Origin of the sequence: Synechocystis sp. PCC 7509 (assembly GCF_000332075.2) — a bacterium.
Classification (GTDB): Bacteria; Cyanobacteriota; Cyanobacteriia; order Cyanobacteriales; family Chroococcidiopsidaceae; genus Aliterella.
Genome location: NZ_ALVU02000001.1, coordinates 1,471,476 through 1,493,691, shown reverse-complemented (window position 1 = coordinate 1,493,691; position 22,216 = coordinate 1,471,476). Strand labels below are relative to the sequence as shown.

Sequence of the window (22,216 nt, the reverse complement as noted above, 5' to 3'; positions counted from 1 at the left end):
GACTTCGTAAAATTAATCTATTTGGGAGAACAGAAAAGATGATAGATAATGACGTTGCTACAGAATTAATCCAAGCTTTAACTAGAGCTGAAATTGAGTTTGGCTTGAGTAAAATGTTACAAACTCAAGGTATACAAACCAACGAACCCATTACAGTAAAATTTAAGTGGGGTGACGAAACTTTATTACATTGTCAAAGGGAGCTTGATTCATCAAGTTCCCTCTGTTACTGGGACCAAGCCAACGGAAGCAATATAGAAGTCCTGGAACAAATAAAGCTAAATGAAACTATTGGACAAGAGATAGTTGAGATTTTTAGTAAAGCGGAAATGCTACCTACTTTTAAAAGTATTTTATTGAAACGCGATGTAACTATCTCGGAAGAACACCCTGTGATTGTTGAGTTTAAAATTAATGATGTAGGGATGATGGCACTAAGATGCCCTTGTCTTCCTAAACCGTGTTGCCAAGTATCAATCTAGATTGATATTTTTGGTTTTGGGCCGCGATCTAGTATGGTGTACTTTAAAGGGATGTTTGAAAAGTTAAAGTCTGTAACTTTCCATACAAAAGCCCTGCTCTCTAGCCCCTGACAAAGAGAGAAGGGCTTAAAGTTTCCCTTTTTGGAGGGATGAGTTGGTAGGTAATAATTTAGCTACCAACTCAAGGCCTTTAAAAACATTCTCTAAAGGCAAAAGTAGTAATGAGTCGAGTTAACTATAAGACATGGAGTACAAAAGTCGCATTTTTTTCGATAATATGTACAGCGATCGCAACTTTTGACCATACTGCCCTTGCTCAAATCGAAAGCGACACCTCTTTAGGCTCTGAAAGCTCTACAATTAGACAAATTGAGCCTCTAGTTGAACAAATTGACAATGGAGCAATCCGGGGCAAAAACTTATTTCACAGCTTTCAACAATTCAATATCGTTGAAGGACAAAAAGCTTATTTTTCTAACCCCGTTGGAGTTGAAAATATTATCGGTCGAGTGACCGGAAGTAACCCATCTAATATTCAAGGAGTGCTTGGTGTATTAGGTAATGCCAATCTATTTTTGCTCAATCCTAACGGGATTATTTTTGGTCTAAATGCCAGTCTAGATATACGTGGCTCTTTTGTGGCGAGTACAGCCAATAGTCTCAATTTTGCTGATGGGAGTCAGTTTAGTGCTACAGAACCTCAATTATCACCTTTACTAACCTTAAGTGTTCCTGTAGGCTTGCAATTTGGCTCAAACCCGGCAGCAATTATTAACCGCTCCCAAGCTAGTCCAAATGGGATGGTTAATAGCTTATTTATTCCTGTTGGGTTGCAAGTCACAAACGGAAAAACTTTAGCTTTGGTGGGCGGCAATATTAATTTAGATGGTGGAAATATAACAGCAATAGAAGGTCGAATTGAAATAGGAAGTGTGAATAGTTTAAGTTTAGTTAGTTTAAAAACCACAAATCAAGGTTGGACTTTAGGCTATGAAGGGATAGAGAATTTTCAGGATATTCGCTTATCTCAAGGATCTACATTAGATGCTAGTGGTGAGAGCGGCGGCAGTATTCAAATCCAAGGCAAAGATGTAATTTTGAGCAATGCTTCGCAAATTTTAGCTCAAACTCAAGGCTCCGGAAATGGAGGCAACGTAGTTATCAATGCTCAAAAGCTAATTGTCCTAGATGGTTCTCAAATATCAACGGCAGCTAGTGGATTCTATCTTTTTGAACCACCCTATTTCATTCCAGGGACGGGAAACGGAGGAAATATCATGATAAATGCCTCCGAGTCTGTAGAAATCAGTGGGATTTCAGAACTTGAGGAGTTTAGTGGCTTGTCAAGCGCAACTTTTACTTCTGGAAATGCAGGCGACATCACTGTTAATACTAGCAAGTTGATTGTTCGAGATAGAGGCTTAATTACCACAGAGTCTAGTGTTGTGTTATTACCGGATCAAACTATATTAGCTACAGGACAAGGAGGAAATATAACGATAAATGCCTCGGAATCTATAGAGCTAATCGGTGGTAATTTATCCAAAAAGACAGGCTTATCCACTACCACTCAAGGTTCTGGAAATGCTGGTGACTTAATTCTCAAAACTGGGACATTGATAATTCGAGATGGCGCGGAAGTTAGTGTCAGTAGTGAAAATACAGGTAATGCAGGTAACTTAGAAGTCACCGCTTCGACTGTTAGTTTAAATAATCAAGGAAAATTTACAGCTACAAGTAAATTAGGTACTGGTGGCGGGAATATATCGCTAAATGGTCTAAATTCACTCTTACTAAGAGGGAATAGTGAAATATCTACTAACGCCCAAGGGAAAGGAAATGGGGGTAATATTGCAATTTCTACAGACTTATTAACGGCTCTAGAAAATAGCGACATTACCGCCAATGCTAATGGTACAGGTAATGGCGGCAACATTAGCATTACTACCCAAGGACTATTTCTATCTCCTGATAGTAAAATTACTGCCTCCTCGGAACAGGGTATTGATGGTGTAGTCGAAATCGATAGGCTAGAAAACGATCCCGAAAATGCCTTGCTAACCCTACCCACCGAGCCTGTTAATATTTCTGGATTGATTGCTCAAGGCTGTTCTTCTAGCGTAGTTAGAGGTAGTAAGTTTGTCGTCACTGGACGCGGCGGATTGCCACCTAATCCTCAAGAAGCTTTTAGAAGTGACATGGCTTTAGCAGATTTGGGTAAGCCAGAAAGAGAAGTTGCTCCGCAAGTAAAGGTAGTTGCACCCACCAATCAAAACCTTGACAAAATGCCCCTAGTGGAAGCTCAAGGATGGGTAATCAGTGACAAAGGAGAGGTAATACTTACAGCTTCGGCTTCTAACGTTACGCCTTCTATTCCTTGGATGAAATCTAATAGCTGTCATGGCTCCTAAACAAGTTGTTAGCTGCTTTAGCTCTGTATGGTGGCAATTAAGCTTAATCGTATTAAGTAGCGCTACACCATTAAAAGCCCAGGATCTTGAGCTAGAATCTCATCTTAATAACAGTTATTGCCTCTCAGCAGCGTGTTCAGCCTCTGAAAAATCTAAAAACCTAGAAACTGCCCAATTATCTGCTCCCCAGGACTTACTGCCCTCTAGCGAGCCAACCCCCGAACTACTACCTACACCCGCGCCGCTACCACCGCCAGAAGAACTGCTCCAAATTCCTCTTATACCTACAACTCCAGAACCCATCCCTGGGGAAGCTCCTTCAACGATTACAGTAAAAAGATTTGAGGTAGAAGGAAGTACCGTGTTTAGCGCGGCAGAATTTGCTCAAGTCCTTGCTCCTTATACTAATAGACCAATTTCTTTTGCCGAAGTTTTCAATGCTCGTGCGGCGGTTACTCAGTTGTATTTAGAACGGGGTTATATAACTTCTGGCGCTTTGATTCCACCGCAAACGCTTCAAGATGGTGTGGTGAAAATTCAAGTAGTGGAAGGTAGTTTAGAAGCGATTAATATTACGGGAACTAAACGATTAAGTCCTAATTATATTAGAAATCGCATTGCAATTGGTGCAGGTCAACCGCTTAACCAACAGCAACTCCTCGCCGCGTTACAACTATTGCAACTCAATCCCTTAATTCAAAACCTGGTGGCGGAACTAGAAACGGGTTCTCGCTCTGGCACGAGTATATTAGAAGTCAATGTTGTTGAGGCGCAACCATTCCATATTTCAATTGTGGCAGATAATGCGCGATCGCCTAGTGTGGGAAGTTTCCGCCGCCAAATACAGGTAAATGATGCCAATTTTTTGGGTTTAGGAGATAGTCTAAGCCTAGCCTACAGCAACACTGACGGCAGCAATAGTTTAGATGCCAGCTATAGGTTACCTCTCAATCCCCGCGATGGCACTCTTAGTTTTAGCTACGGTACTTCCGCCAGCAAGATAATTGAGTCTCCTTTTAATCTCCTCGATATTAATGCTAGTTCTCGCTACTACGAACTAACTCTGCGTCAACCAATTATTCAAACACCAAGTCAAGAATTTGCCCTTGGTTTGACCACCGCACGTAGAGAGAGTGATGCTTTATTTTTAGAAGGAGTGCAAATACCTTTTCCCTCTTCTGGTGCGGATGAGCGAGGACGTACCCGCGTTTCGGTAGCGCAATTTTTTCAAGATTGGACTGCTCGCAACAATAACGAAATTATCGCCGCTCGTTCTCAATTTAGTTTAGGGATTGGCGCTCTAAATTCCACAATTAATCAAAATCAACCAGATAGCCGCTTTTTCTCTTGGCGGGGACAAGGGCAATGGGTGAAACTTTTAGCTAGGGATACATTGCTTTTAGTCCGCGCAGACGTGCAATTAGCAGATAGACCGCTCGTACCCTTAGAACAGTTTGGACTAGGCGGTATCAAAAACGTTAGAGGTTATCGTCAAGATGCTTTACTTACGGATAATGGTGCTTTTACATCGGTGGAATTGCATCTACCTATTTACCGTTTACGCAGGCAAAAATTGCTCCTACAGTTAGTACCCTTTGTAGATATTGGTACTACGTGGAATAATTCCAGTACAGTTGAAACAGGCAACACTTCGCAATCTAATACTTTAGCGTCTCTAGGTCTGGGTTTACGCTGTCAATGGGGCGATGATTTTACGGCTCGATTAGATTGGGGTATTCCTGTGGTTGAGATTTCTTCAGGGGATAAAACATGGCAAGAAAATGGTTTATATTTTTCGGTGAATTACAACCCATTTTGACCAACTCCCGACCTAAAAAGGATTTAGCCAAAAAGCTGCTACAAGCAAGTCTTGCTGTAGGAATAATATGTTTAATTCCCGAACAATTAATAGCGGCTTCTTTGCCATCGGTATCGCCACTTCAAGCTACAGAAGACTCGCAGCTAGTCCAAACAGGTAGAAAATTATATGAAACTGGGCAGTTTTTGGCGGCGATCAAAGTTTGGCAACTCAGTTTACAAGCCTACCAAAAGCAAAACGATGTAGCTAATCAAGCAATGGTATTAAGCAATCTTTCCTTGGCTTATCAGCAACTTGGACAATGGGAAGAGGCAACAAAAGCGATCGCATCTAGCCTAAAATTATTGCCACCCTCGACTGCTAAAAATCTACCAATTCTCGCCCAAGCTCTCAACACTCAAGGTAGTCTTCAGCTAAGTTTAGGTCAATCTCAGGAAGCTTTGAATACTTGGGTTCAAGCAACGGCGACTTACACTCAGGCAAAAGATGAAACTGGTATTGCTCGAAGTTTAATTAACCAATCTCTGGCTTTGCAAGCATTGGGGTTTTACCGTCGCGCTTTAGCTACCCTAAATTCTGTTAACCAAAACCTGCAAAAACAACCGGATTCGCTAGTTAAAATAGCTGGATTACGCAACTTAGGCAATGGTTTACGAGTAGTCGGCGATTTGGAACAGTCACAGCAAATATTGCAGCAAAGTTTAACTTTAGCTCAAAAACTAAATTCAACTCCAGATGTTGGCAGTGCGTTGTTTAGTTTGGGGAATACCGCAAGAGCGCAAAAAGATAATAAAGCCGCCTTAAAATACTACAAACAAGCTACAAACACCTCCTCTGGAATTCTTAAAACCCAAGCGCAACTAAATCAACTTAGTTTGTTAATAGAAACAAATCAAACTGTCGCGGCGAAATCCTTATTGCCCCAAATTAAAACAGAAATTGCTAGTTTACCTTTAAGCAGTAAAGCAATATACGCTCAAATTGATTTTGCTCAGAGTTTACAAGAATTGCCGACACCAGATTTAGCCGAAATTGCTCAATTACTAGCAATTTCTGTTCAGCAAGCTCAAAGCTTTGGAGATAAACGGGCCCAGGCTTATGCTTTAAGTAATTTAGGGCAGTTGTACGTCCAAACTCAACAGTGGGAAAATGCCCAAAAGTTAACAGAACAGTCTCTTGTGATTGCTCAATCAATTAATGCTCCCGATATAGCTTATCGCTCCTCGTGGCAGCTAGGACAGATATTTAAAGCTCAAGGTAAACTAACAAAAGCGATCGCAGCTTACACCGAATCTGTTAGTCTCCTCAAGTCTTTACGCAACGATTTAGTGGCGATAAATCCAGAAGTGCAATTTTCTTTTCGAGAAGAAGTAGAACCGGTTTATCGGGAATTAGTAGATTTGCTTTTAAGTAAAGATAATCCCACCGTTACTCAAGAAAACTTAATTCAAGCACGGGCGGTAATTGAATCACTGCAAGTAGCGCAGTTAGATAACTTTTTTCGGGAAGCTTGTATCGAAGGCAATTCGATATTAATCGATAGTTTGGCAGATAAAGAAGATCAAAGTGCAGCGATTATCTATCCAATTATTTTAGGCGATCGCACCGAAGTTATTCTCAAACTCCCCAATGCGCCCCTAACTCACTACACCATTACAAAATCTCAACCTCAAGTAGAAAAAACTTTAGAAACTCTCCGCCTCAAGCTAACAGAACCCGACACCATTAAAGAGGTTAAAGCTTTATCTCAAGAAGTATATAGCTGGTTAATTCAACCTGCGGAAGCGCAAATCGCTAAAAGTGGTGCTAAAACCTTGGTATTTGTACTTGATGGAGCGTTGCAAAATATTCCGATGGCAACCTTGTATGATGGCAAACAGTATTTGGTTGAAAAGTACGCTGTAACCTTAAGTCCTGGCTTGCAACTACTAGCTCCACAACCTTTACCCCAAAATGGGCTAAAAGCCTTAACGGCGGGACTTAGCATTGCTCCTGCCAACTCTCCTTACCCCGCACTTCCCGCCGTCAAAGCCGAATTTAACCTAATTAAGCAAGCCGGAGTAGCCACTAATCAACTGTTAGATGAAAACTTTACCCGCAAGTCTTTGGCTAGAGCCATCGATTCAACAGACTTTAATATTGTTCATCTTGCTACACACGGACAATTTAGTTCGCAAGCAAAAGATACATTTATCCTAGCTGCCGATGGGGAAATTAATGTTAAGCAACTAGATAATTTGCTCCGCAATGCCAACGGCGGAAAAAGTCGCAATCCTAATTCACCGGAGGCAATTTCTTTATTAGTTTTGAGCGCCTGCGAAACCGCCGTAGGTGACAAACGCGCTGCTTTGGGGCTGGCGGGGGTAGCAATCCGGGCGGGGGCGCGCAGTACCTTAGCTTCCTTATGGCAAATAGATGATGAAGCTACAGCCCTATTTATTGGTGAATTTTATCGAGAGTTAGCCAATAATAAAATTACTAAAGCTGAAGCTCTCCGCCGCGCTCAGGTGAGTTTTTTAAAAAACTATCCTAATTACAGCCGTCCTAGTTATTGGGGAGCTTATGTTTTAATTGGTAATTGGCTTTAATAGGGGCGTGGGTAAGTTAAGGGTTGTATGTACTTACTAAGGATTTTTGATCTTTAGTTTCCATACTCTTAATTGACTCCGAGGCTAGAGTAGATAAATCAATTGTCTCTAATAAATTGTACCAATCGGCTTTAGATGCCGCATCTTCCATATTCTGCAAACGCATTTGAGCTAAAAGTGCTACGGTATCGTACCAAATACCATTTTTTGCATACAAGGCGACTTGCTGTAACGTTATTGCTGTGGCTATTTGATCGGCGACAGTGGAGTTGAGATTGATTCGCTGTACCCATCCTTCCACAAATACTGGGCTTGCCATACCTTGAGCGCAACGAACTTTAAAGTACCAATGATACATTTTGTCTACTGCTAAAGGTGTAGAATCTGGCGGTAGTTGCACCCTAACAATCCCCGGTACTTCTGGAAGTGATACCGGAGCGCGGTATATATCATTGTCGTCAGAATCTTGCAGCACAAACTCGCCCGCCGCAGATATTTGAGTATAAGGAACGTAAAACAAAAAAGTTGGATGCTCCTTAACTGTTAATCCCCAAACTTGGGTAGCGACGATCGCACTTTGTCTGTTACTAACAGATTTTGTAATTGTCGGCACTAAAGCTGTTAAAGGTATCTTGACATTATTTAAACAGTTGCCCCGCCCTGCCGCTCCTCTTTGCCGTCCGCTAGGCGCTCCACTACTGGGGAATTTGGGTTGAACGAAACCTACTCTTGGCGAAGTCTTTTGGGGCTTTAGGACAGGTTTACTTTCTACTTGCCTGAGCGATCGCCCAGTAAAATTATCAAAACTATTTTTTTGTGCCTTAGCCTCAGTAATGTAGCTTGTACTAATCAGCACCAAGACAATTGTACCGAGCGCACGCTTGGCAAATGCACAGACTTGGTTCATGTTTTCCATCGCTAGTTTCATTCAAATAAAGGTATTTTAAAAAAAGTAATACTACATTAAGTCTATAATTTTCGGCAAATTATTATACTGATACTTGCAAATATTAATGCTAAAGCTGTTGGTACTAAAGGAACTAAACTACCTTGAAGTAAAAGTGCAAAACACAGACCGTATAAAGTTAAAAGTGTAACAAAAACTGTCACTCCTAAATATAATACTTGCTTAGAGTAGTAAGCCAGCAGACCTCCGGCGATCGACCATCCGGCAATCCAAAGATTTTCTAGCCATAAGTTCCACGCTGATAATAGAGGTCTGCGATTCAATACTGCGCTTAAAATATGACTAATCATTTGGGCTTGTAAGAATACCCCCGGTAGCTGTTTTTCAAAGCGCGACTGACTACTACTATAAGGTGTAAACCAGTAATCGTTAACACTGCTGGGCGCAGTAACCCCAATAAGAATAATTCGATCTTGCAATTTTTTCTTTATAGCTGGAGTAAGGCGATCATCTAAAATATCTCTAAGACTCACAAGCAAAGCAATATCTGTAATTTTACGATAAGGGCGCAAGTTGAGCAAAACTTGATAACCTCTCAAGTCAGCATTTTTGTAAGCACCGCTATTATTAGGGGTGAGACGTTCAAAAACAATATCATTAAACTGTAAATTCCCCTGAGAAGTAACTTTTGGTTCAATACCTTCGGTTGCCAAATAATACAGTGCTAACTGAAGACTAAACGCGTATTCGGTAGTACAAGGAGAATTGGCAGGTGGAGTAAGATTTAAAAGCTGACGGCGCACAGCACTATCATCGTCAGGCATAATATCGCTAAAGCCGACAAATTCTGGTGATAGCTCTGGGGGTGGTGCAATCCCAGGATTATTTGTATCGGGATCGCTAACTTTACACAAACCAATAAAACGATCGCTCTTTTGCAAATATTTAGTTAAGTTTGGATAGGCTGTGCTAACGGGAAGATCGCGATAAATATCTAAACCGATGGCTCTTGGTCGGTACTGCTCTAGTTTAATCAGTAATTGCTCTAAAGTGCGATCGCTTAAACTACCTTGTCTTTGGGATTGCGCTTGAATATCGGCTTCAGAAATTGCCACCACGAGTATACGCGGATCGACTCCTTCAATTGGTCGTAAGCGTTGCAAACTATCCATTGCTGCTAGTTCCCACGTTTGCAATCCTCCTAGCTGGCGCACGCCTATAACTAAGCTAGTGACAACAACGCTAGTTAGGAGTATTTGAAGACCAGTACGCCAAGCTTGAGTATTACAGCTTTGATGCTGTTGAGTGCGAGTTATTTGATTGATTGTAGTTGCAATCTGCTTTGTAGTTAAAGGTAGGCGTGTCTCGTCGTGGGTATTGCCTTTAACTAAGCACTCCAAAATACTTTGGGCGTTGTGGGGTCGATTTTGGGGTAGGGGTGCAATTAATTCTTCAATTAAATAAGCCAACCACTCAGAAATGTGCGGCGCTCGGTTTCGCCATACCAACTGATTAGTTTGCGGATTTTTGGGTAATTCCGCCGGATAAATCCCCGTAAGTAAATGTACAAACGTGCGTCCCAAAGCAAAAAAGTCTGATTCTCTAGATGCTTGACCTTCAATTTGTTCTATGGGCGTATATCCTGGAGAATAAACTTGAGTGATATCGTTCCAAGCTAGTTTATTGACGTAGGTGTGAGTAAGTTCCCTAACTGTGCCAAAGTCAATTAACACCAATTGCCCATCAGGACGCAGCATAATATTAGATGGCTTGATGTCTCGATGCAAGAGTTTTGCTTGGTGTACCTCTTTTAAAATATTTGTTAGTTGTTTGAGCCAATCAATCGCTCTGGGTTCAGAAATCGGCTCATTTTCTTCGCTCCATTGCTTAAGATTTTGACCCTCAATTTTCTCCATGACCAAGCAATGTAGTTTTCTGGTTTCATTGTTGGGTAAAAAAGTAAAATACTCGTATATTTTAGGAACTCCTAAATTTTGCAGGCGTTGCAGGACTCGCGCTTCTTGTTGCAGTAGTTCAATTAGTTTTGGGCGATCGCTATTTAATACCTTAAACATCTTCGTCGTGCCGCGATCGTCTACTTCAAATATTTCTGTAGTATGCAGTCCCGAAAGTTCCCGTAATGGCTCAACAAGCCGATATCGTCCACTTATCAACAAGGGAGAACCGCAAAACTTACATCTTTGTAAGTTGTCGGGATTTTGGCGTTCTTGACACCTGGGGTTGATACAGTAACTCATGAAACAACTCCAAGCTTGGCTTGCTATTCTGGTAAGCGGTATTGAGCGACTATTTTTTTAGCAAATTCTGGCACATGAGCATTTAATTTTTCTGGGTGCTGGCGTTGGACGTAAAGGTAGTTGCGGGTAAAGTGGGAATCAATCGAAAATCGAGCATATTCTAGACCTTTAGGTCCAATTTTTTCAATTACCACCCCCATCATTTTTGCCGCCCACATAGGGAGTGTAACCCCTTTGTCGTAAGCCGGAATGCTTTGTTGAACGGCAGCCGTGCGATCGCCAGAAGACATCACTTCTTGAACTTGCAACTGATCTTGCACCAAATCTAGCATTTCTTGCCCAGTATTATTCCTGACTACAATCCATTGCCAGCCAAAGGGTGCGCCCATATAACCTACTACCAAATCTGCTAAAGAATTGACATAATCAAAACAACTCATGCAGGAAGGGGCAAATACATCTTTAAGTTGGTTGGTTTTGAGTCCAAAAAAGGGTACAGTTTCCGTTGAGCCGTCTTCGTGCTTAAAGTGAACTCGATAGTCTTGCATAAATTCGTAAGACACGACGGTTCCTGGCGACTTGCTAGTGGTATCCAAAAACTTTTGCAATCCAGCGCGAGTAACGTTGTCTACGCAAGGCGTACCCAGTACATAAAGCTTTTCTAACCCCAATTGCTTTTCAACGGCTCTTAATGCCTGAATTTGGCAGCCTACACCAATTACAAGCAGTCGCTTCATCCCCGATTGTTCGATTTGTTCAAGTACCGAAAGATTCGGCGAAAGTGTGGGTTTATTTACTCTAGCTTTGAGGATATCTTCGGGAGTACGAGCAATTATTGGCATTGGTTGAAAACGATCTTCTTTAGTATTTTGGACGCAGACAACGCCCTCAACTAAGCCTTTAGTCAGCATTTCAATAGCAATACTGCTAACAATCCCCGTCCATTGCGCTCCCTCAATTGGATCTGTTTTCCGCGCCGCCATCATTCCCTGATTGACCCCAAAATACAGTTCGTCAGCATCATCTAAATTGCGGCTGCGTGTATGGGTTTGGGTTTCTAACTCAGCTATTTGTTGATTAATAAAAGCGCAAGCATCCTTGACATAATGAACATAATATGTATCGCATAGTCCGCATTCGCTACAAAGTTCTTTTGCTGGGCGACGACTAGAAGGTTTTAAAGCTTTGGCTTTCTTGTGGGGTGCTGAATCAGGAGAAACTAAAGTCATTAACGTTACTTTGACGCAAAACTGTTTTTACCTAACGATACCTTAGAGTTCGTGCTAGGTGTGTTGAGACAAGTTACATTTACACGGTGCGATCGCTCTTTTGGTTTTTTGCGATCGCCCTTGCGGGCTTTTTCTAAAGTAACTTTGGCTGAATCCGTTGCATTAATTAAGACAATACCAGGGCGCTTTTGCAATTCCCTAACAAGTTCTTGAGGTGGTTTACCTTGAAGAGTAGCTTCCTTAAACTGTTTGAGTAATTCATCAGTGCTAAAATGTTGAAGATTATTTACGCTCATTATATAAAATCTCCTTCGGCGTTGATAATAAATAGAATTGGGTTATTTAATATATGGTAAGCATAAAAAACAAACTCACTTTACAAAAGTTTCTTGATTTGCCTATAGGAGATATAACCTATGAGTTAGTCAATGGTTATGCAGTAGCTAAAGTGTCTCCTAAATACTTTCATTCGACTTTGCAATCGGCATTATTATTACTTATACATCCTTGGTGTAAAGGAAAAGGAAGGGTTGTTTCTGAGTGGGCGATTGTTTTGAAACGCCAAGATGAAGATTGGGTTCCTGTACCGGATTTAACTTATATTTCTTATCAACGTTTACCTAAAAGTTGGAAACGCAATGAAGCTTGTCCGATTGCGCCAGAATTAGTAATTGAAATTATCTCCCCTGGTCAAACTTCTAAACAATTTGCAGATAAAACTACAGATTACTTTAAAGCTGGTATATCGAGAGTTTGGGTTGTAGATCCTGAAGCTGTAACGATTGAAGTTTTTTCTGAAGATGGTTCAAGTAGAATATATACAGATACTATGCTTATTATTGATTCTCTTTTGCCTGGTTTAGAATTAACCGTAAAAAAGGTTTTTGAGGAAGCAGGATTAATATAAACTTGCATTAATTATTAAACATCTTTAAAAATAGAACTCAACTTGAGTACAAAGCCTGGTAAAACATCTTCCCCGGATAAAGTTCCCGGATTTTGGAGTATTTCTACTTGCTTTCCTAAACGATAAATTTCTACTTTTTGGGTTTTGGGATCGATTAACCAGCCTACCTTTGCGCCATTATCTATATACTCAAGCATCTTCAATTGTAGAGTTTTAATTGAGTCAGTTTGCGATCGCAACTCAATCACAAAATCAGGACATAATGGCGGAAAATTACGCTTTTGCTCTGCATTTAGACTATCCCAGAAGTCGCGTTTTATCCAACTAGCGTCAGGGGATCTTTCTGCACCGTTAGGTAATTTAAAACCTGTAGAAGAATCAAAAGCAATTCCTAAATCGTTCTGACTACTCCAAGCTTGCACTTGAAAAGAGATTTCAATATTTCGATGTCCTGTTTCTCCTCCTGCGGGGGGACATAATAATTATTTCTCCGGTTGCTGTGCGTTCTAATCTCAAGTTACGATTTGCTTGACATAGTTCGTAAAATTGATCGTCAGTTAGTTCTAAAACTGGGTGTAAACTTAAAGTTACAGTCATTTTTTTACCTTCGATAAATTAAGATTCAATTTCTGCTAATTCTAACCAGCGTTCTGTTGCAGTATCAATTGATTTAGTTATATTTTCTACTTTTTCATAGAGTTCTCGTACCTTAGTAACTGCACCGGGAGAAACCGCATATAAAGCTTTTTCTAATTCAGCTTTTTCTACTTCCAATTGAGCAATTTTACTTTCTAACGTTTCATATTCGCGCTTTTCTTTGGAAGATAGTTTACGCGGTTTATTGTCATTTACGGGTTGCTTATAACTCCTCTCAATCGGAGCTTTTTCTTTAACAACTGTTGGAATAGCGGCTTCTTCTTCAGCTTTTTTGTAATCTAGATATACTGAGTAGTTACCGGGGTATTGGCGAATATTTCCCCCGTCTTCTAAAGCAAAGATTGTATCTACAGTACGATCTAAAAAGTAACGATCGTGAGAAACTGCGATCGCACAACCGCTAAAATCTTCTAAATATTCTTCTAAAACCGCTAATGTCTGTACATCTAAGTCATTTGTCGGTTCGTCTAAAATTAATACATTCGGCGCACCCATCAGCACCCTTAATAGAAATAACCGCCGCTTTTCCCCACCAGAAAGCATATGAATCGGCGAGTATTGCTGATTTCCAGGAAACAAAAACCGCTCCAACATTTGCGAAGCGCTAATTTGCGTACCATCAGCAATTTTAATAAATTCGCCTTCTTCTTTGATATAGTCAATTACGCGCTGATTTTCGTCTAAAGCTGATAATAATTCCTCAGAATGCTGATCGAAATAGCCAATGTGAATAGTAGTACCAATTTCTACTTCTCCAGAATCAGGCTTAATTCTTCCGGTAATCATATCCATCAAAGTTGACTTTCCTGCACCATTTCCGCCAATAATACCGATGCGATCTTCGGGGCTAAAGTCGTAGGTAAAATCTTTAATTAAAGTCCGATCTCCATAGCCTTTAGTAACATTATTTAGCTCAATTACTTTTTTGCCAATTCGCCGACTAACGGTAGAAATATCTACTTTTCCTTGAACTTCTTTAAACTCCGTTGCTTGCAATTGCCGAGCGCGATCTATCCGAGCTTTTTGTTTTGTACTCCGAGCTTTTGGCCCTTTTTTCAACCATTCCAACTCGCGGCGCAATAAGCCTTGATGTTTTCGTTGCGTGCTAACCGCCGAATCTTCTGATAAAGCTTTCTTTTCTAAATAGTAAGAATAATTACCGCTATAACTATAAATATCGCCGCGATCAATTTCAATAATTCTATTAGTAACTTTGTCGAGAAAATAGCGATCGTGAGTAATTAATAAAATAGCGCCACGATAGCGATTCAAATAACTTTGCAACCATTCCACAGATAAAGCATCTAAATGGTTTGTTGGCTCATCCATTAACAATACATCAGGTTCAGAAAGTAAGGCAGCAGCTAAAGCAATTCGTTTGCGATATCCACCGGATAAAGTGCCAATTTTTGCCTCGAAATCATCAATTCCTAACTTTGTTAAAATAATCTTGGCTTTAGTTTCAACTTCCCAAGCGTCGCTAGTTTCCATCTTCTGCATTACTGTAGATAGACGTGACATTAATTGTTCTATATCTCCGGTATGATGCGCTAATTTATCGGATACTTCTTCATATTCGCGCACCAATGCCATTTGTTCGCCACTATCAGCAAAAACCTGTTCTAAAACCGTATTATTTTCATCTAAATCTGGTTGCTGAGGTAAGTAAACAATTCTCACCCCAGAATTAACTAAAATCTGTCCGCTATCAATAGATTCCAAACCAGCGATCAATTTTAATAGCGTAGACTTCCCCGAACCATTTGTACCAATTAATCCCACTTTATCTGTACTATCAATACTAAAACTTGCTTCTTTAAGGATTTCTTTAATTCCAAAGTCTTTTTTAACAGCTTGCAGGGTAAAAATACTCATAAAATATATGCTCGCGCCGTGTTAGCGCTGAAAAAGTTGGCGGGAGACTTGCAAAGCATTAGATTAAACTTCGCGCATTCTATACATTTTAGGCTATCAGTTAGAGGAGAAGTCATCGTTTAAACTAGGAGTAGAAAATCGTGGATGTAAAAGCCGCCGTAGCCTTCGCACCCGGAAAGCCTTTAGAAGTTACCACCGTGCAATTAGCGCCACCCCAAGCGGGAGAGGTACTAATTGAAATTAAAGCCACGGGAATCTGTCACACCGATGCTTACACGCTCTCCGGCAAAGATCCAGAAGGGCTATTTCCGGCGATTTTAGGGCATGAGGGGGCGGGCATTGTGGTGGAAGTGGGATCTGAGGTCAAAAGCTTAAAGAAGGGCGATCGCGTTATTCCTCTATATACCCCCGAATGTCGTCAATGTGAATACTGCCTCAGTCGTAAAACAAACCTCTGTCAAGCAATTCGTTCCACTCAAGGGCGCGGTTTAATGCCAGATGGTACGAGTAGATTTTCCATAGACGGACAAATGTTGCATCATTACATGGGGACATCTACCTTTGCAAATTACACTGTATTACCAGAAATTGCTGTAGCCAAAATCCGCGACGATGCGCCCTTTGACAAAGTTTGCTATATCGGTTGTGGCGTAACTACAGGAATTGGTGCAGTTATTCATACCGCCAAAGTTGAACCAGGTGCAAATGTTGTAGTTTTTGGGCTAGGTGGAATTGGTTTAAATGTCATCCAAGGGGCGCGAATGGTAGGCGCAAATATGATTATTGGCGTTGATATTAATCCCAGCAAACGAGAATTAGCTGAAAAATTTGGGATGACTCATTTTGTTAATCCCAAAGAAGTAGAAGGCGATTTAGTACCTTATTTAGTGGACTTAACAAAAGGCGGTGCTGATTACAGTTTTGAATGTATTGGTAACGTTAAACTAATGCGTCAAGCGTTGGAATGTTGTCATAAAGGTTGGGGTGTTAGCGTAATTATTGGCGTAGCAGAAGCGGGGGCAGAAATTGCAACTCGTCCCTTTCAATTAGTAACGGGGAGAGTTTGGAAAGGTTCGGCTTTTGGCGGTGCTAGAGGGCGCACTGATGTACCAAAAATTGTTGATTGGTATATGGAAGGCAAGATAAATATTGACGATTTGATTACTCATACAATGCCGTTAGAAAAAATAAATGATGCTTTCGATTTAATGCACAAAGGCGAATCTATCCGCAGCGTAGTAACATTTTAGTTATTATATTTATTAAGGGTGAGAGGGTTGATTATTCCTACAGCAGCGCAACTATTTACTTATTTTGTTCTTAGCTGTTGGGCTACAAAGATGTATTTGCCCATTTTCATAGTTTGGATAGATGAACGCACGGGAGAAGTGTTTTTCTTGGCTGGCGAAGAAACAGCTATTTTAATTTTTAGTAATGGACTTTGGAGCTTTGTATGATGAAACCTGATTTTAAAGCAATGACACGCAAAGAATTACGAGAATACATACTTAAAAATCGGGAGGATGATGAGGCTTTTTACTCTTATATGGACAAAATTCATGCAGAACCACCTACAGAAGTATATCCAGCACCACAGTCAATTGATGACTTAAAACATTTTCCGCAATTGCTAGAAAAACACCGTAAAGAGCGAGAAGGACGGGAATAGGTTTGCAGTGCGATCGCACTTAAGTAAAAATTAAAAGGCGATCGCTAAATATATTTGTAAGAGTATTACTCAGTTCTTGCAAGTGCGAGAAGGAAAATTATAGTAAAAATAATAATTTTTATACTCTCAAAACTGGCTGCTCAGGATGTGCGGGATTGGAAATTAAACGCTGACTCTTGCAGTCCACAAGTAAATCTAAAGTTTCCAACACAGTCTGACCAATTAGCACTTCATCACCAGTAACCATTGCTGCCTCAATTGTTTCACGACCAAGTAATTCAATAACCACAGGCCCAGTCAACCCTACCACTTCTTGCCTTCCATCTGCATATTGAGCTATTTCCTGACCCCGAATTCTTAAACCAAGTTGCTGCACTATAGAGCTTGGTAATACAGTCCGCGTTGCACCAGTATCTACAAGTGCTTGGATCTCACAAACCCTTAACAAAGTTGGATTAAGTAAGCCTCGATTAACTAATTCCTCGTCAACTGCATTTGTTAACTTTACCTGTACTCGAACAGCACCCATATTCTCACGGACTGTATGATCGTAATGGTTGAAACTTATCATAATTAGTGTTTTCAATAATCTATATTTCCAATTTTGACATTTGGTGAAGTAATTTCAAGTAGTTTAAAAGGCGATCGCACACCTATATTTACATAAATATCGCAATCGATGAGGAGAAAATTAAAAAGTGACTATCAGTGAATCTGTAAGCACTCCTATAGAAAAAACACTTGCTGAAAAGCGTGTTAGTTTTTATAACCTCAGTTGGCAATCTTACGAGCAAATTTTAGAGGCTCTTGGCAACAAACGAGCAGCACGACTTACTTACTACAAAGGAACTTTAGAAATTGTGAGTCCTCTAGAGGAAAATGAAAGCGCAAGCGATCGCATTGGTACATTAATTCATATTCTGACAGAAGAACTGAATCTAAATATCAAAAGCATGGCTTCAACTACACTTAATAAGCCTGAATTAAAAATTGGCTCTGAACCCGATAAATGTTACTACATTCAAAATGAGCCTGCGGTTCGGGGAAAGATAGTAAACTTAGCGATCGATCCTCCACCCGATTTAGTTTTAGAAGTAGATATAACTCATACAGATATTAATAAAACCCAATTGTATCAAGAGATGAAAGTGCCGGAATTTTGGCGCTACAACGGCAAAGCTTTAACTATTTACCTGTTAAATGAAGATCGATATATAGAATCAGTTACTAGCCCTACTTTTCCTTTTTTAACCAAGGCAAAGATTTACGAATTTTTGGCGCAGTGTAATAGTCAAGGAGAAACTCAAGCTAAACGAGCTTTTCGTAATTGGCTGCAAGAACAGCAGTAATAGCTATAATTCTGGGGATATTCATCTTTTAATCTCCTCATGTCTGCATCTATTAATCTATTGAGCGAATATCGCTGTTTTGACGGTACTGTTGGCTTCTACAGCCATCAATCCCAAACCTGTAATAGTGAAATGCGTTTTTCGATTTACCAGCCGCCGCAAGCCTCCTCTCAAAGCGTCCCGGTGTTATATTTCCTATCAGGTTTGACTTGCACGGAGGAAAATTTTACTTTCAAAGCCGGAGCGCAACGTGTCGCCGCCCAATACGGTTTAATGCTAGTTGTCCCCGATACTAGCCCCCGCAATACAGGAATCGAAGGCGAAAATGACGATTGGGATTTTGGTAGTGGTGCGAGTTTTTATGTAAATGCGACAGAAGCACCTTGGAAAGCCAACTATCAAATGTACAGCTACATTGTTGAAGAATTACCCGCCCTAATTGCTGAGAATTTTCCGGTACGAGCAGACAAACAAGGCATATTTGGGCATTCTATGGGCGGACACGGAGCGCTAGTGTGTGCTTTGAGAAATCAAGAACTATATAAATCTGTTTCCGCTCTAGCCCCAATTGTTGCCCCTCTGCGATCGCCTTGGGTAGATAAAGCTTTGACTAAATACCTCGGAACTAATAAGGAAGCTTGGAAGGAGTATGATGCTAGTGAACTGGTACTTACAGCTAACTATAAGAAGCCGATTTTAATTGACCAAGGTGCTGCTGACCAGTATTTAGACCAACTTCAACCCCATTTATTTGAGCAAGCTTGTAAGGCTGTAAATCAGCCGCTAAAATTGCGTGTTCAGCCTGGTTACGATCATAGTTATTACTTCATTGCGACCTTTATTGAAGATCATATTCGTCACCACGCCGCCATTTTGTGTGAGTAAATATCGAAGATGCTTACATTGTTAGACTTGGGGTCAGCAATTTGTACGGAGAGAAATCGTAGTTGCGATCTCTGTCCTTTATCCCGTAAATGCGATCGCGTCTTGAGTTAGTAATTTTTGTCATTTGGCGACTATTTGCGACTTTTCCAATATCTAGGTTCTCGGCTGCAATGGGCGATCGCCAAAATCAGGATATATTCTTGCTCAACAGTGTAGAAAATTGCATAAGGAAACTTGCGAGTCATACATCGCTGCACATCCTCATCAATCACAAGATAACGAGTAGGCTGTTCTTTAATTTGATAGACAGCATCTTCAATAGAATTAATAAATGCCTGCGCTAACTCCGTTCTTTGTTTTTTGTAGTATTGAACCGCATCAGTATACTCGGCTAGAGCTTCAGGGTGAAATACATATTTCATTCTTCAAGTAATAGCCTTACTTGAGCTAGAGCTTCATCTCCTTGAACTATCTGTACAGAACCGTTTTGCACTTCATTCTGTCTTCTCTTTGCTTCCGCGGTCCAAGTTTTTTGAATGGTTGGATCGATATCAAACTCTAAGCTTTCTACTAGCTTATCTGCCAAGATTGCTCTCGATATACTAGGCAAAGATAATATTTCTTCTGTTAGTTGCTCAATCGACCGCATAGTCTCTTGCCAGATGCTTGATTATGCTTGTATTTTAACAAATCTATATTGGAAGCCTAAGTAATTGATTTTTAGCTTACGAGAAATGCGATCACATTATGCTAATTGGCGTAATGCGATCGCAATATATCTTACTTAATTACTGCCGATGGTGGCGTAGTTAAATAGCTAGGTAAAGAGTTTTGTAATGTTTTGCCATAAAGCGCTAAAGCATTACCGCCCAACAATAACTCCAAGTGATCGCGGTCATAATTGGTGACTTCTGCCGCATCTTTGACGCAGCCATGCAATACTCCATCCCAATGTCCGTAGTCTCCAGAAAAACAAGTTAGATGCTTGCCTATTTCTCCCATTGCAACAGGAAGATAAGCGGGACCTGGATCGTCGGATTCAAAGGAAGTGTAAATTTGTCCGCGCTGAAAATACTCCATTGGATCGCGGTGGCGCAAATCGTAATGCTCATACAAGCTTTCGTCGTTGATTTTTGCTGGATCGTGCTGAGTATTCCACAATAAGTCAAACATATTTTTTGCTTGACTAATTAAGTTGAAGTTGTTGCTAGTGCCTCTTTCTTGCACCATTAGCTTTGTAAATTCCATTAACGAAGGGCGATAAGGCTTCTTGGGATCGAAGTCTCTAATCCTTTTTTCCCAATGCTCGTGGAAAGCATGAGCCAAATCTGGCAACCAACCGCAACCACCTTCTAAAAAGCCTACGCGCAAAGTGGGGAATTGCTCAAACGCGCCATCGAAAACCATCCGCGCTAAAGCTAGTTGTTGCTGATTTCTTTGTACAAAAATGTGGGTAAGTACAAAGGTTTCTGTATAGTCAGCAATTCCACCCACCATATACGAACCCGGCCCGCCATGAATACCAAGAGCGATATCTAAATCTACCGCCGCTTGTAAAATGGGGCGAAAGTCTGGATGACTGATAGTTTTGCAACTCCGAATTTCTGGGAAAGCGTCGGGGGCTTTGGGGTGCGGAATCGGCATATTGGGCGCAACTGCTACGCTAATCATGCCTAATTCGTTGATACAACGGTGCATTTCGGCAACGGCTTCGTTAACGTCTTGCAGAGGTAAGACACCAATGGGCTTAAGTCTGTTATCGTAGCCTCTACAATCGTCCGCTATGTAGCTGTTGTAAGCGCGACAAAGTGCGATCGCCAAGTCTTTATCTAAAAGGCTCGAAAATACTAAATTGAGCGTCCCGTAAATCACATGAACATCAACGCCTTCCGCGTCCATGTGTTCGATGCGTACCCGGTTAAACATTGCCCCTAGCGTTGTATCGGGGTGTAAATTGCGAAAACCGCCTTTTCCTAACCCTTGAGGCTGCGGAAACATCCGCATATAATCATTTTTGCCCGTTGCTGGATTAAAGTCTACAATCCTTGCCCTTTGGTCGCCTAAGCTATCGATCGCAAGTCCAATGCGATCGCGGTACTCTGGCTCTAAATACTCTCGCAATACCAACGGATTTTCTAACTTGTGGGCATCGGCATCAATGACTTTTAAACCCTGATACATGAATTATCCTCAAAGTCAATAGGTAAATTATTTTTTGAAGCACTCGGTTTAATGTAGCGAAAACAAGCCGCGATCGCTAGTTTTTTTGTCAACGAATTTAAACTTACGCGGTTTTTTGTAGCAAATATTGCCAAACTTGACGCAAACCAAACCAACGCTCGAACGACCACATCAACGACGTAGGAATAGTTACCCACACCGGGTATTTGGCAAAAGCTGGTTGATTTTTCTCAAAAACAAGGTGTCCGCCAATTGCCAACACTTGAGTTAAAACTAAGCAAACAACCGTCAGCCGCCAATCGTAGAATAAAATAATGGGAGATGCGATCGCCAAAATATTCGTAATATGGTGCAAAAGCTGGTTAATTGGGTGCTGGTGACACTGGGCAAAATAAACTTTAGCTTCTTGAAAATAAGTCAAAATAATCCTCCTTTTTTACCACCATCGCAGTTGTAGCAAGTTCTTTTCTGGTTGGCTTAATTCTTCTTCTGTTAGCCAATCTACGAGTTTGTAAGTACCAAAAACTTTATCCCACCAATCTACAGCCAAACCAAAATTGTGATGCCACATTCCGTACTTATGATGGACGTAGTGGACAGGCATTTTCATCCAAAAACACTTTGTGGGGTTTTCGTGTTGGAGTTGATGAGCATAAGCGGAAAAAGCCGCGTAAGCAAGACTACCCAAAAGCCAGCCAATACCCGCAACCCAAGAATAAAAGAACATCGCCGCGATTAAAACAATAGCTCCTCGGATATAATCTCGAAATTCCCACAATACACCCTGTCCGGTGTTGTTGCGATGGTGTTCTAAATGACGCGCGCCAACTTTTTTGGAGACGTGCATCAAGCGATGCAGCCAATACTCTAATAAACTTGCCAAGATAAAAGCTAAAGCAAAACAAGCACTTGCAAGTAATATGCTTTGAGTTTCGTTCATAGATCCTCCTTTGGTTAGGCTCTATCGATTTTTATACAGTTCAGCTAATTTTTGCAACC

Annotated in this window: 23 protein-coding genes; 10 read left to right on the top strand and 13 right to left on the bottom strand. The window is 40.8% G+C overall.

The genetic code is table 11. The features are described from left to right. The first annotated feature begins 38 nt into the window (after positions 1 to 38). The 4 genes from SYN7509_RS0207570 to SYN7509_RS0207555 all read left to right on the top strand — a co-directional run bounded on the left by SYN7509_RS0207570 (position 39) and on the right by SYN7509_RS0207555 (position 7,300). The gene (locus tag SYN7509_RS0207570) at positions 39 to 482 is read left to right on the top strand and encodes a hypothetical protein (RefSeq protein ID WP_009632126.1); all 444 of its coding nucleotides are present in this window, start codon (positions 39 to 41) and stop codon (positions 480 to 482) included. Between the two features lie 221 nt (positions 483 to 703). Beyond that, positions 704 to 2,893, top strand: a complete 2,190-nt coding sequence (locus SYN7509_RS0207565; protein ID WP_009632125.1) for a two-partner secretion domain-containing protein — start codon at positions 704 to 706, stop codon at positions 2,891 to 2,893. After that, a complete protein-coding gene (locus tag SYN7509_RS0207560; RefSeq protein ID WP_009632124.1) occupies positions 2,883 to 4,712 on the top strand; it encodes a ShlB/FhaC/HecB family hemolysin secretion/activation protein in 1,830 nt (609 codons plus the stop codon). The genes SYN7509_RS0207565 and SYN7509_RS0207560 overlap by 11 nt, the downstream gene beginning before the upstream one ends. After that, positions 4,664 to 7,300, top strand: coding sequence for a CHAT domain-containing protein (locus SYN7509_RS0207555; protein WP_009632123.1), 2,637 nt, complete (start codon positions 4,664 to 4,666; stop codon positions 7,298 to 7,300). The genes SYN7509_RS0207560 and SYN7509_RS0207555 overlap by 49 nt, the downstream gene beginning before the upstream one ends. Positions 7,301 to 7,316: 16 nt before the next feature. On the opposite strand, the gene SYN7509_RS25370 is transcribed toward SYN7509_RS0207555, so the two are convergent. Genes SYN7509_RS25370 through SYN7509_RS0207535 form a run of 4 tightly spaced genes read right to left on the bottom strand, consistent with a single transcriptional unit; the run spans position 7,317 to position 11,990 of the window. Next, a complete protein-coding gene (locus SYN7509_RS25370; protein ID WP_009632121.1) occupies positions 7,317 to 8,228 on the bottom strand; it encodes a DUF928 domain-containing protein in 912 nt (303 codons plus the stop codon). A gap of 41 nt (positions 8,229 to 8,269) precedes the next feature. Beyond that, positions 8,270 to 10,465: a CHASE2 domain-containing protein gene (locus SYN7509_RS0207545; protein ID WP_009632120.1), complete on the bottom strand. Its 2,196-nt coding sequence runs from the start codon at positions 10,463 to 10,465 to the stop codon at positions 8,270 to 8,272. A 23-nt stretch (positions 10,466 to 10,488) separates the two neighbouring features. Next, a complete protein-coding gene (locus SYN7509_RS0207540) occupies positions 10,489 to 11,694 on the bottom strand; it encodes a Coenzyme F420 hydrogenase/dehydrogenase, beta subunit C-terminal domain (RefSeq protein ID WP_009632119.1) in 1,206 nt (401 codons plus the stop codon). 5 nt (positions 11,695 to 11,699) lie between these two features. Further along, positions 11,700 to 11,990: a hypothetical protein gene (locus tag SYN7509_RS0207535; RefSeq protein WP_009632118.1), complete on the bottom strand. Its 291-nt coding sequence runs from the start codon at positions 11,988 to 11,990 to the stop codon at positions 11,700 to 11,702. A 53-nt stretch (positions 11,991 to 12,043) separates the two neighbouring features. Here SYN7509_RS0207535 and SYN7509_RS0207530 point away from each other — a divergent pair, with 53 nt between their 5' ends. Continuing rightward, positions 12,044 to 12,601 (top strand): Uma2 family endonuclease, encoded by a 558-nt coding sequence (locus tag SYN7509_RS0207530; RefSeq protein ID WP_009632117.1) that lies wholly within the window; start codon positions 12,044 to 12,046, stop codon positions 12,599 to 12,601. A gap of 14 nt (positions 12,602 to 12,615) precedes the next feature. Here the strand turns inward: SYN7509_RS0207530 and SYN7509_RS25365 are convergent, their stop codons facing one another. The 3 genes from SYN7509_RS25365 to SYN7509_RS0207520 are packed head-to-tail and all read right to left on the bottom strand — an operon-like array spanning position 12,616 to position 15,133. Beyond that, complete coding sequence (locus SYN7509_RS25365; RefSeq protein ID WP_009632116.1) at positions 12,616 to 13,023, bottom strand: Uma2 family endonuclease; 408 nt, start codon at positions 13,021 to 13,023, stop codon at positions 12,616 to 12,618. Positions 13,024 to 13,036: 13 nt separating this feature from the next. Then, positions 13,037 to 13,198, bottom strand: coding sequence for a hypothetical protein (locus SYN7509_RS31890; RefSeq protein ID WP_009632115.1), 162 nt, complete (start codon positions 13,196 to 13,198; stop codon positions 13,037 to 13,039). Positions 13,199 to 13,216: 18 nt separating this feature from the next. After that, entirely contained in the window at positions 13,217 to 15,133 is a 1,917-nt protein-coding gene (locus SYN7509_RS0207520; RefSeq protein ID WP_009632114.1) for an ABC-F family ATP-binding cassette domain-containing protein, read from the bottom strand. Positions 15,134 to 15,273: 140 nt separating this feature from the next. Here SYN7509_RS0207520 and SYN7509_RS0207515 point away from each other — a divergent pair, with 140 nt between their 5' ends. The 3 genes from SYN7509_RS0207515 to SYN7509_RS0207505 are packed head-to-tail and all read left to right on the top strand — an operon-like array spanning position 15,274 to position 16,802. Then, positions 15,274 to 16,383: an S-(hydroxymethyl)glutathione dehydrogenase/class III alcohol dehydrogenase gene (locus SYN7509_RS0207515; RefSeq protein ID WP_009632113.1), complete on the top strand. Its 1,110-nt coding sequence runs from the start codon at positions 15,274 to 15,276 to the stop codon at positions 16,381 to 16,383. A 27-nt stretch (positions 16,384 to 16,410) separates the two neighbouring features. Beyond that, entirely contained in the window at positions 16,411 to 16,590 is a 180-nt protein-coding gene (locus tag SYN7509_RS0207510) for a DUF6888 family protein (RefSeq protein WP_051482557.1), read from the top strand. Beyond that, a complete protein-coding gene (locus SYN7509_RS0207505) occupies positions 16,587 to 16,802 on the top strand; it encodes a DUF6887 family protein (RefSeq protein WP_009632112.1) in 216 nt (71 codons plus the stop codon). Before SYN7509_RS0207510 ends, SYN7509_RS0207505 begins: the two co-directional genes overlap by 4 nt. A 118-nt stretch (positions 16,803 to 16,920) precedes the next feature. Here the strand turns inward: SYN7509_RS0207505 and SYN7509_RS0207500 are convergent, their stop codons facing one another. After that, the gene (locus tag SYN7509_RS0207500; RefSeq protein ID WP_009632111.1) at positions 16,921 to 17,373 is read right to left on the bottom strand and encodes a retroviral-like aspartic protease family protein; all 453 of its coding nucleotides are present in this window, start codon (positions 17,371 to 17,373) and stop codon (positions 16,921 to 16,923) included. 127 nt (positions 17,374 to 17,500) lie between these two features. On the opposite strand from SYN7509_RS0207500, the gene SYN7509_RS0207495 reads away from it, so the two are divergent. Both SYN7509_RS0207495 and fghA read left to right on the top strand, forming a co-directional pair. Next, positions 17,501 to 18,151: a Uma2 family endonuclease gene (locus SYN7509_RS0207495; RefSeq protein ID WP_009632110.1), complete on the top strand. Its 651-nt coding sequence runs from the start codon at positions 17,501 to 17,503 to the stop codon at positions 18,149 to 18,151. Positions 18,152 to 18,190: 39 nt separating this feature from the next. Next, complete coding sequence (gene fghA / locus SYN7509_RS0207490) at positions 18,191 to 19,036, top strand: S-formylglutathione hydrolase (RefSeq protein ID WP_009632109.1); 846 nt, start codon at positions 18,191 to 18,193, stop codon at positions 19,034 to 19,036. A 131-nt stretch (positions 19,037 to 19,167) separates the two neighbouring features. Here the strand turns inward: fghA and SYN7509_RS0207485 are convergent, their stop codons facing one another. The 5 genes from SYN7509_RS0207485 to SYN7509_RS0207465 all read right to left on the bottom strand — a co-directional run bounded on the left by SYN7509_RS0207485 (position 19,168) and on the right by SYN7509_RS0207465 (position 22,157). Beyond that, positions 19,168 to 19,458: a type II toxin-antitoxin system RelE/ParE family toxin gene (locus SYN7509_RS0207485; protein ID WP_009632108.1), complete on the bottom strand. Its 291-nt coding sequence runs from the start codon at positions 19,456 to 19,458 to the stop codon at positions 19,168 to 19,170. After that, the gene (locus SYN7509_RS0207480) at positions 19,455 to 19,685 is read right to left on the bottom strand and encodes an addiction module protein (protein WP_009632107.1); all 231 of its coding nucleotides are present in this window, start codon (positions 19,683 to 19,685) and stop codon (positions 19,455 to 19,457) included. The genes SYN7509_RS0207485 and SYN7509_RS0207480 overlap by 4 nt, the downstream gene beginning before the upstream one ends. A gap of 131 nt (positions 19,686 to 19,816) precedes the next feature. Next, a complete protein-coding gene (locus SYN7509_RS0207475; RefSeq protein WP_009632106.1) occupies positions 19,817 to 21,217 on the bottom strand; it encodes an amidohydrolase family protein in 1,401 nt (466 codons plus the stop codon). Between the two features lie 103 nt (positions 21,218 to 21,320). Then, positions 21,321 to 21,638: an Mpo1-like protein gene (locus SYN7509_RS0207470; RefSeq protein WP_009632105.1), complete on the bottom strand. Its 318-nt coding sequence runs from the start codon at positions 21,636 to 21,638 to the stop codon at positions 21,321 to 21,323. 15 nt (positions 21,639 to 21,653) lie between these two features. After that, positions 21,654 to 22,157 carry a sterol desaturase family protein gene (locus tag SYN7509_RS0207465; RefSeq protein ID WP_009632104.1) on the bottom strand — a complete coding sequence of 168 codons (504 nt, stop codon included), beginning with the start codon at positions 22,155 to 22,157 and terminating at the stop codon, positions 21,654 to 21,656. Between the last annotated feature and the right edge of the window lie 59 nt (positions 22,158 to 22,216).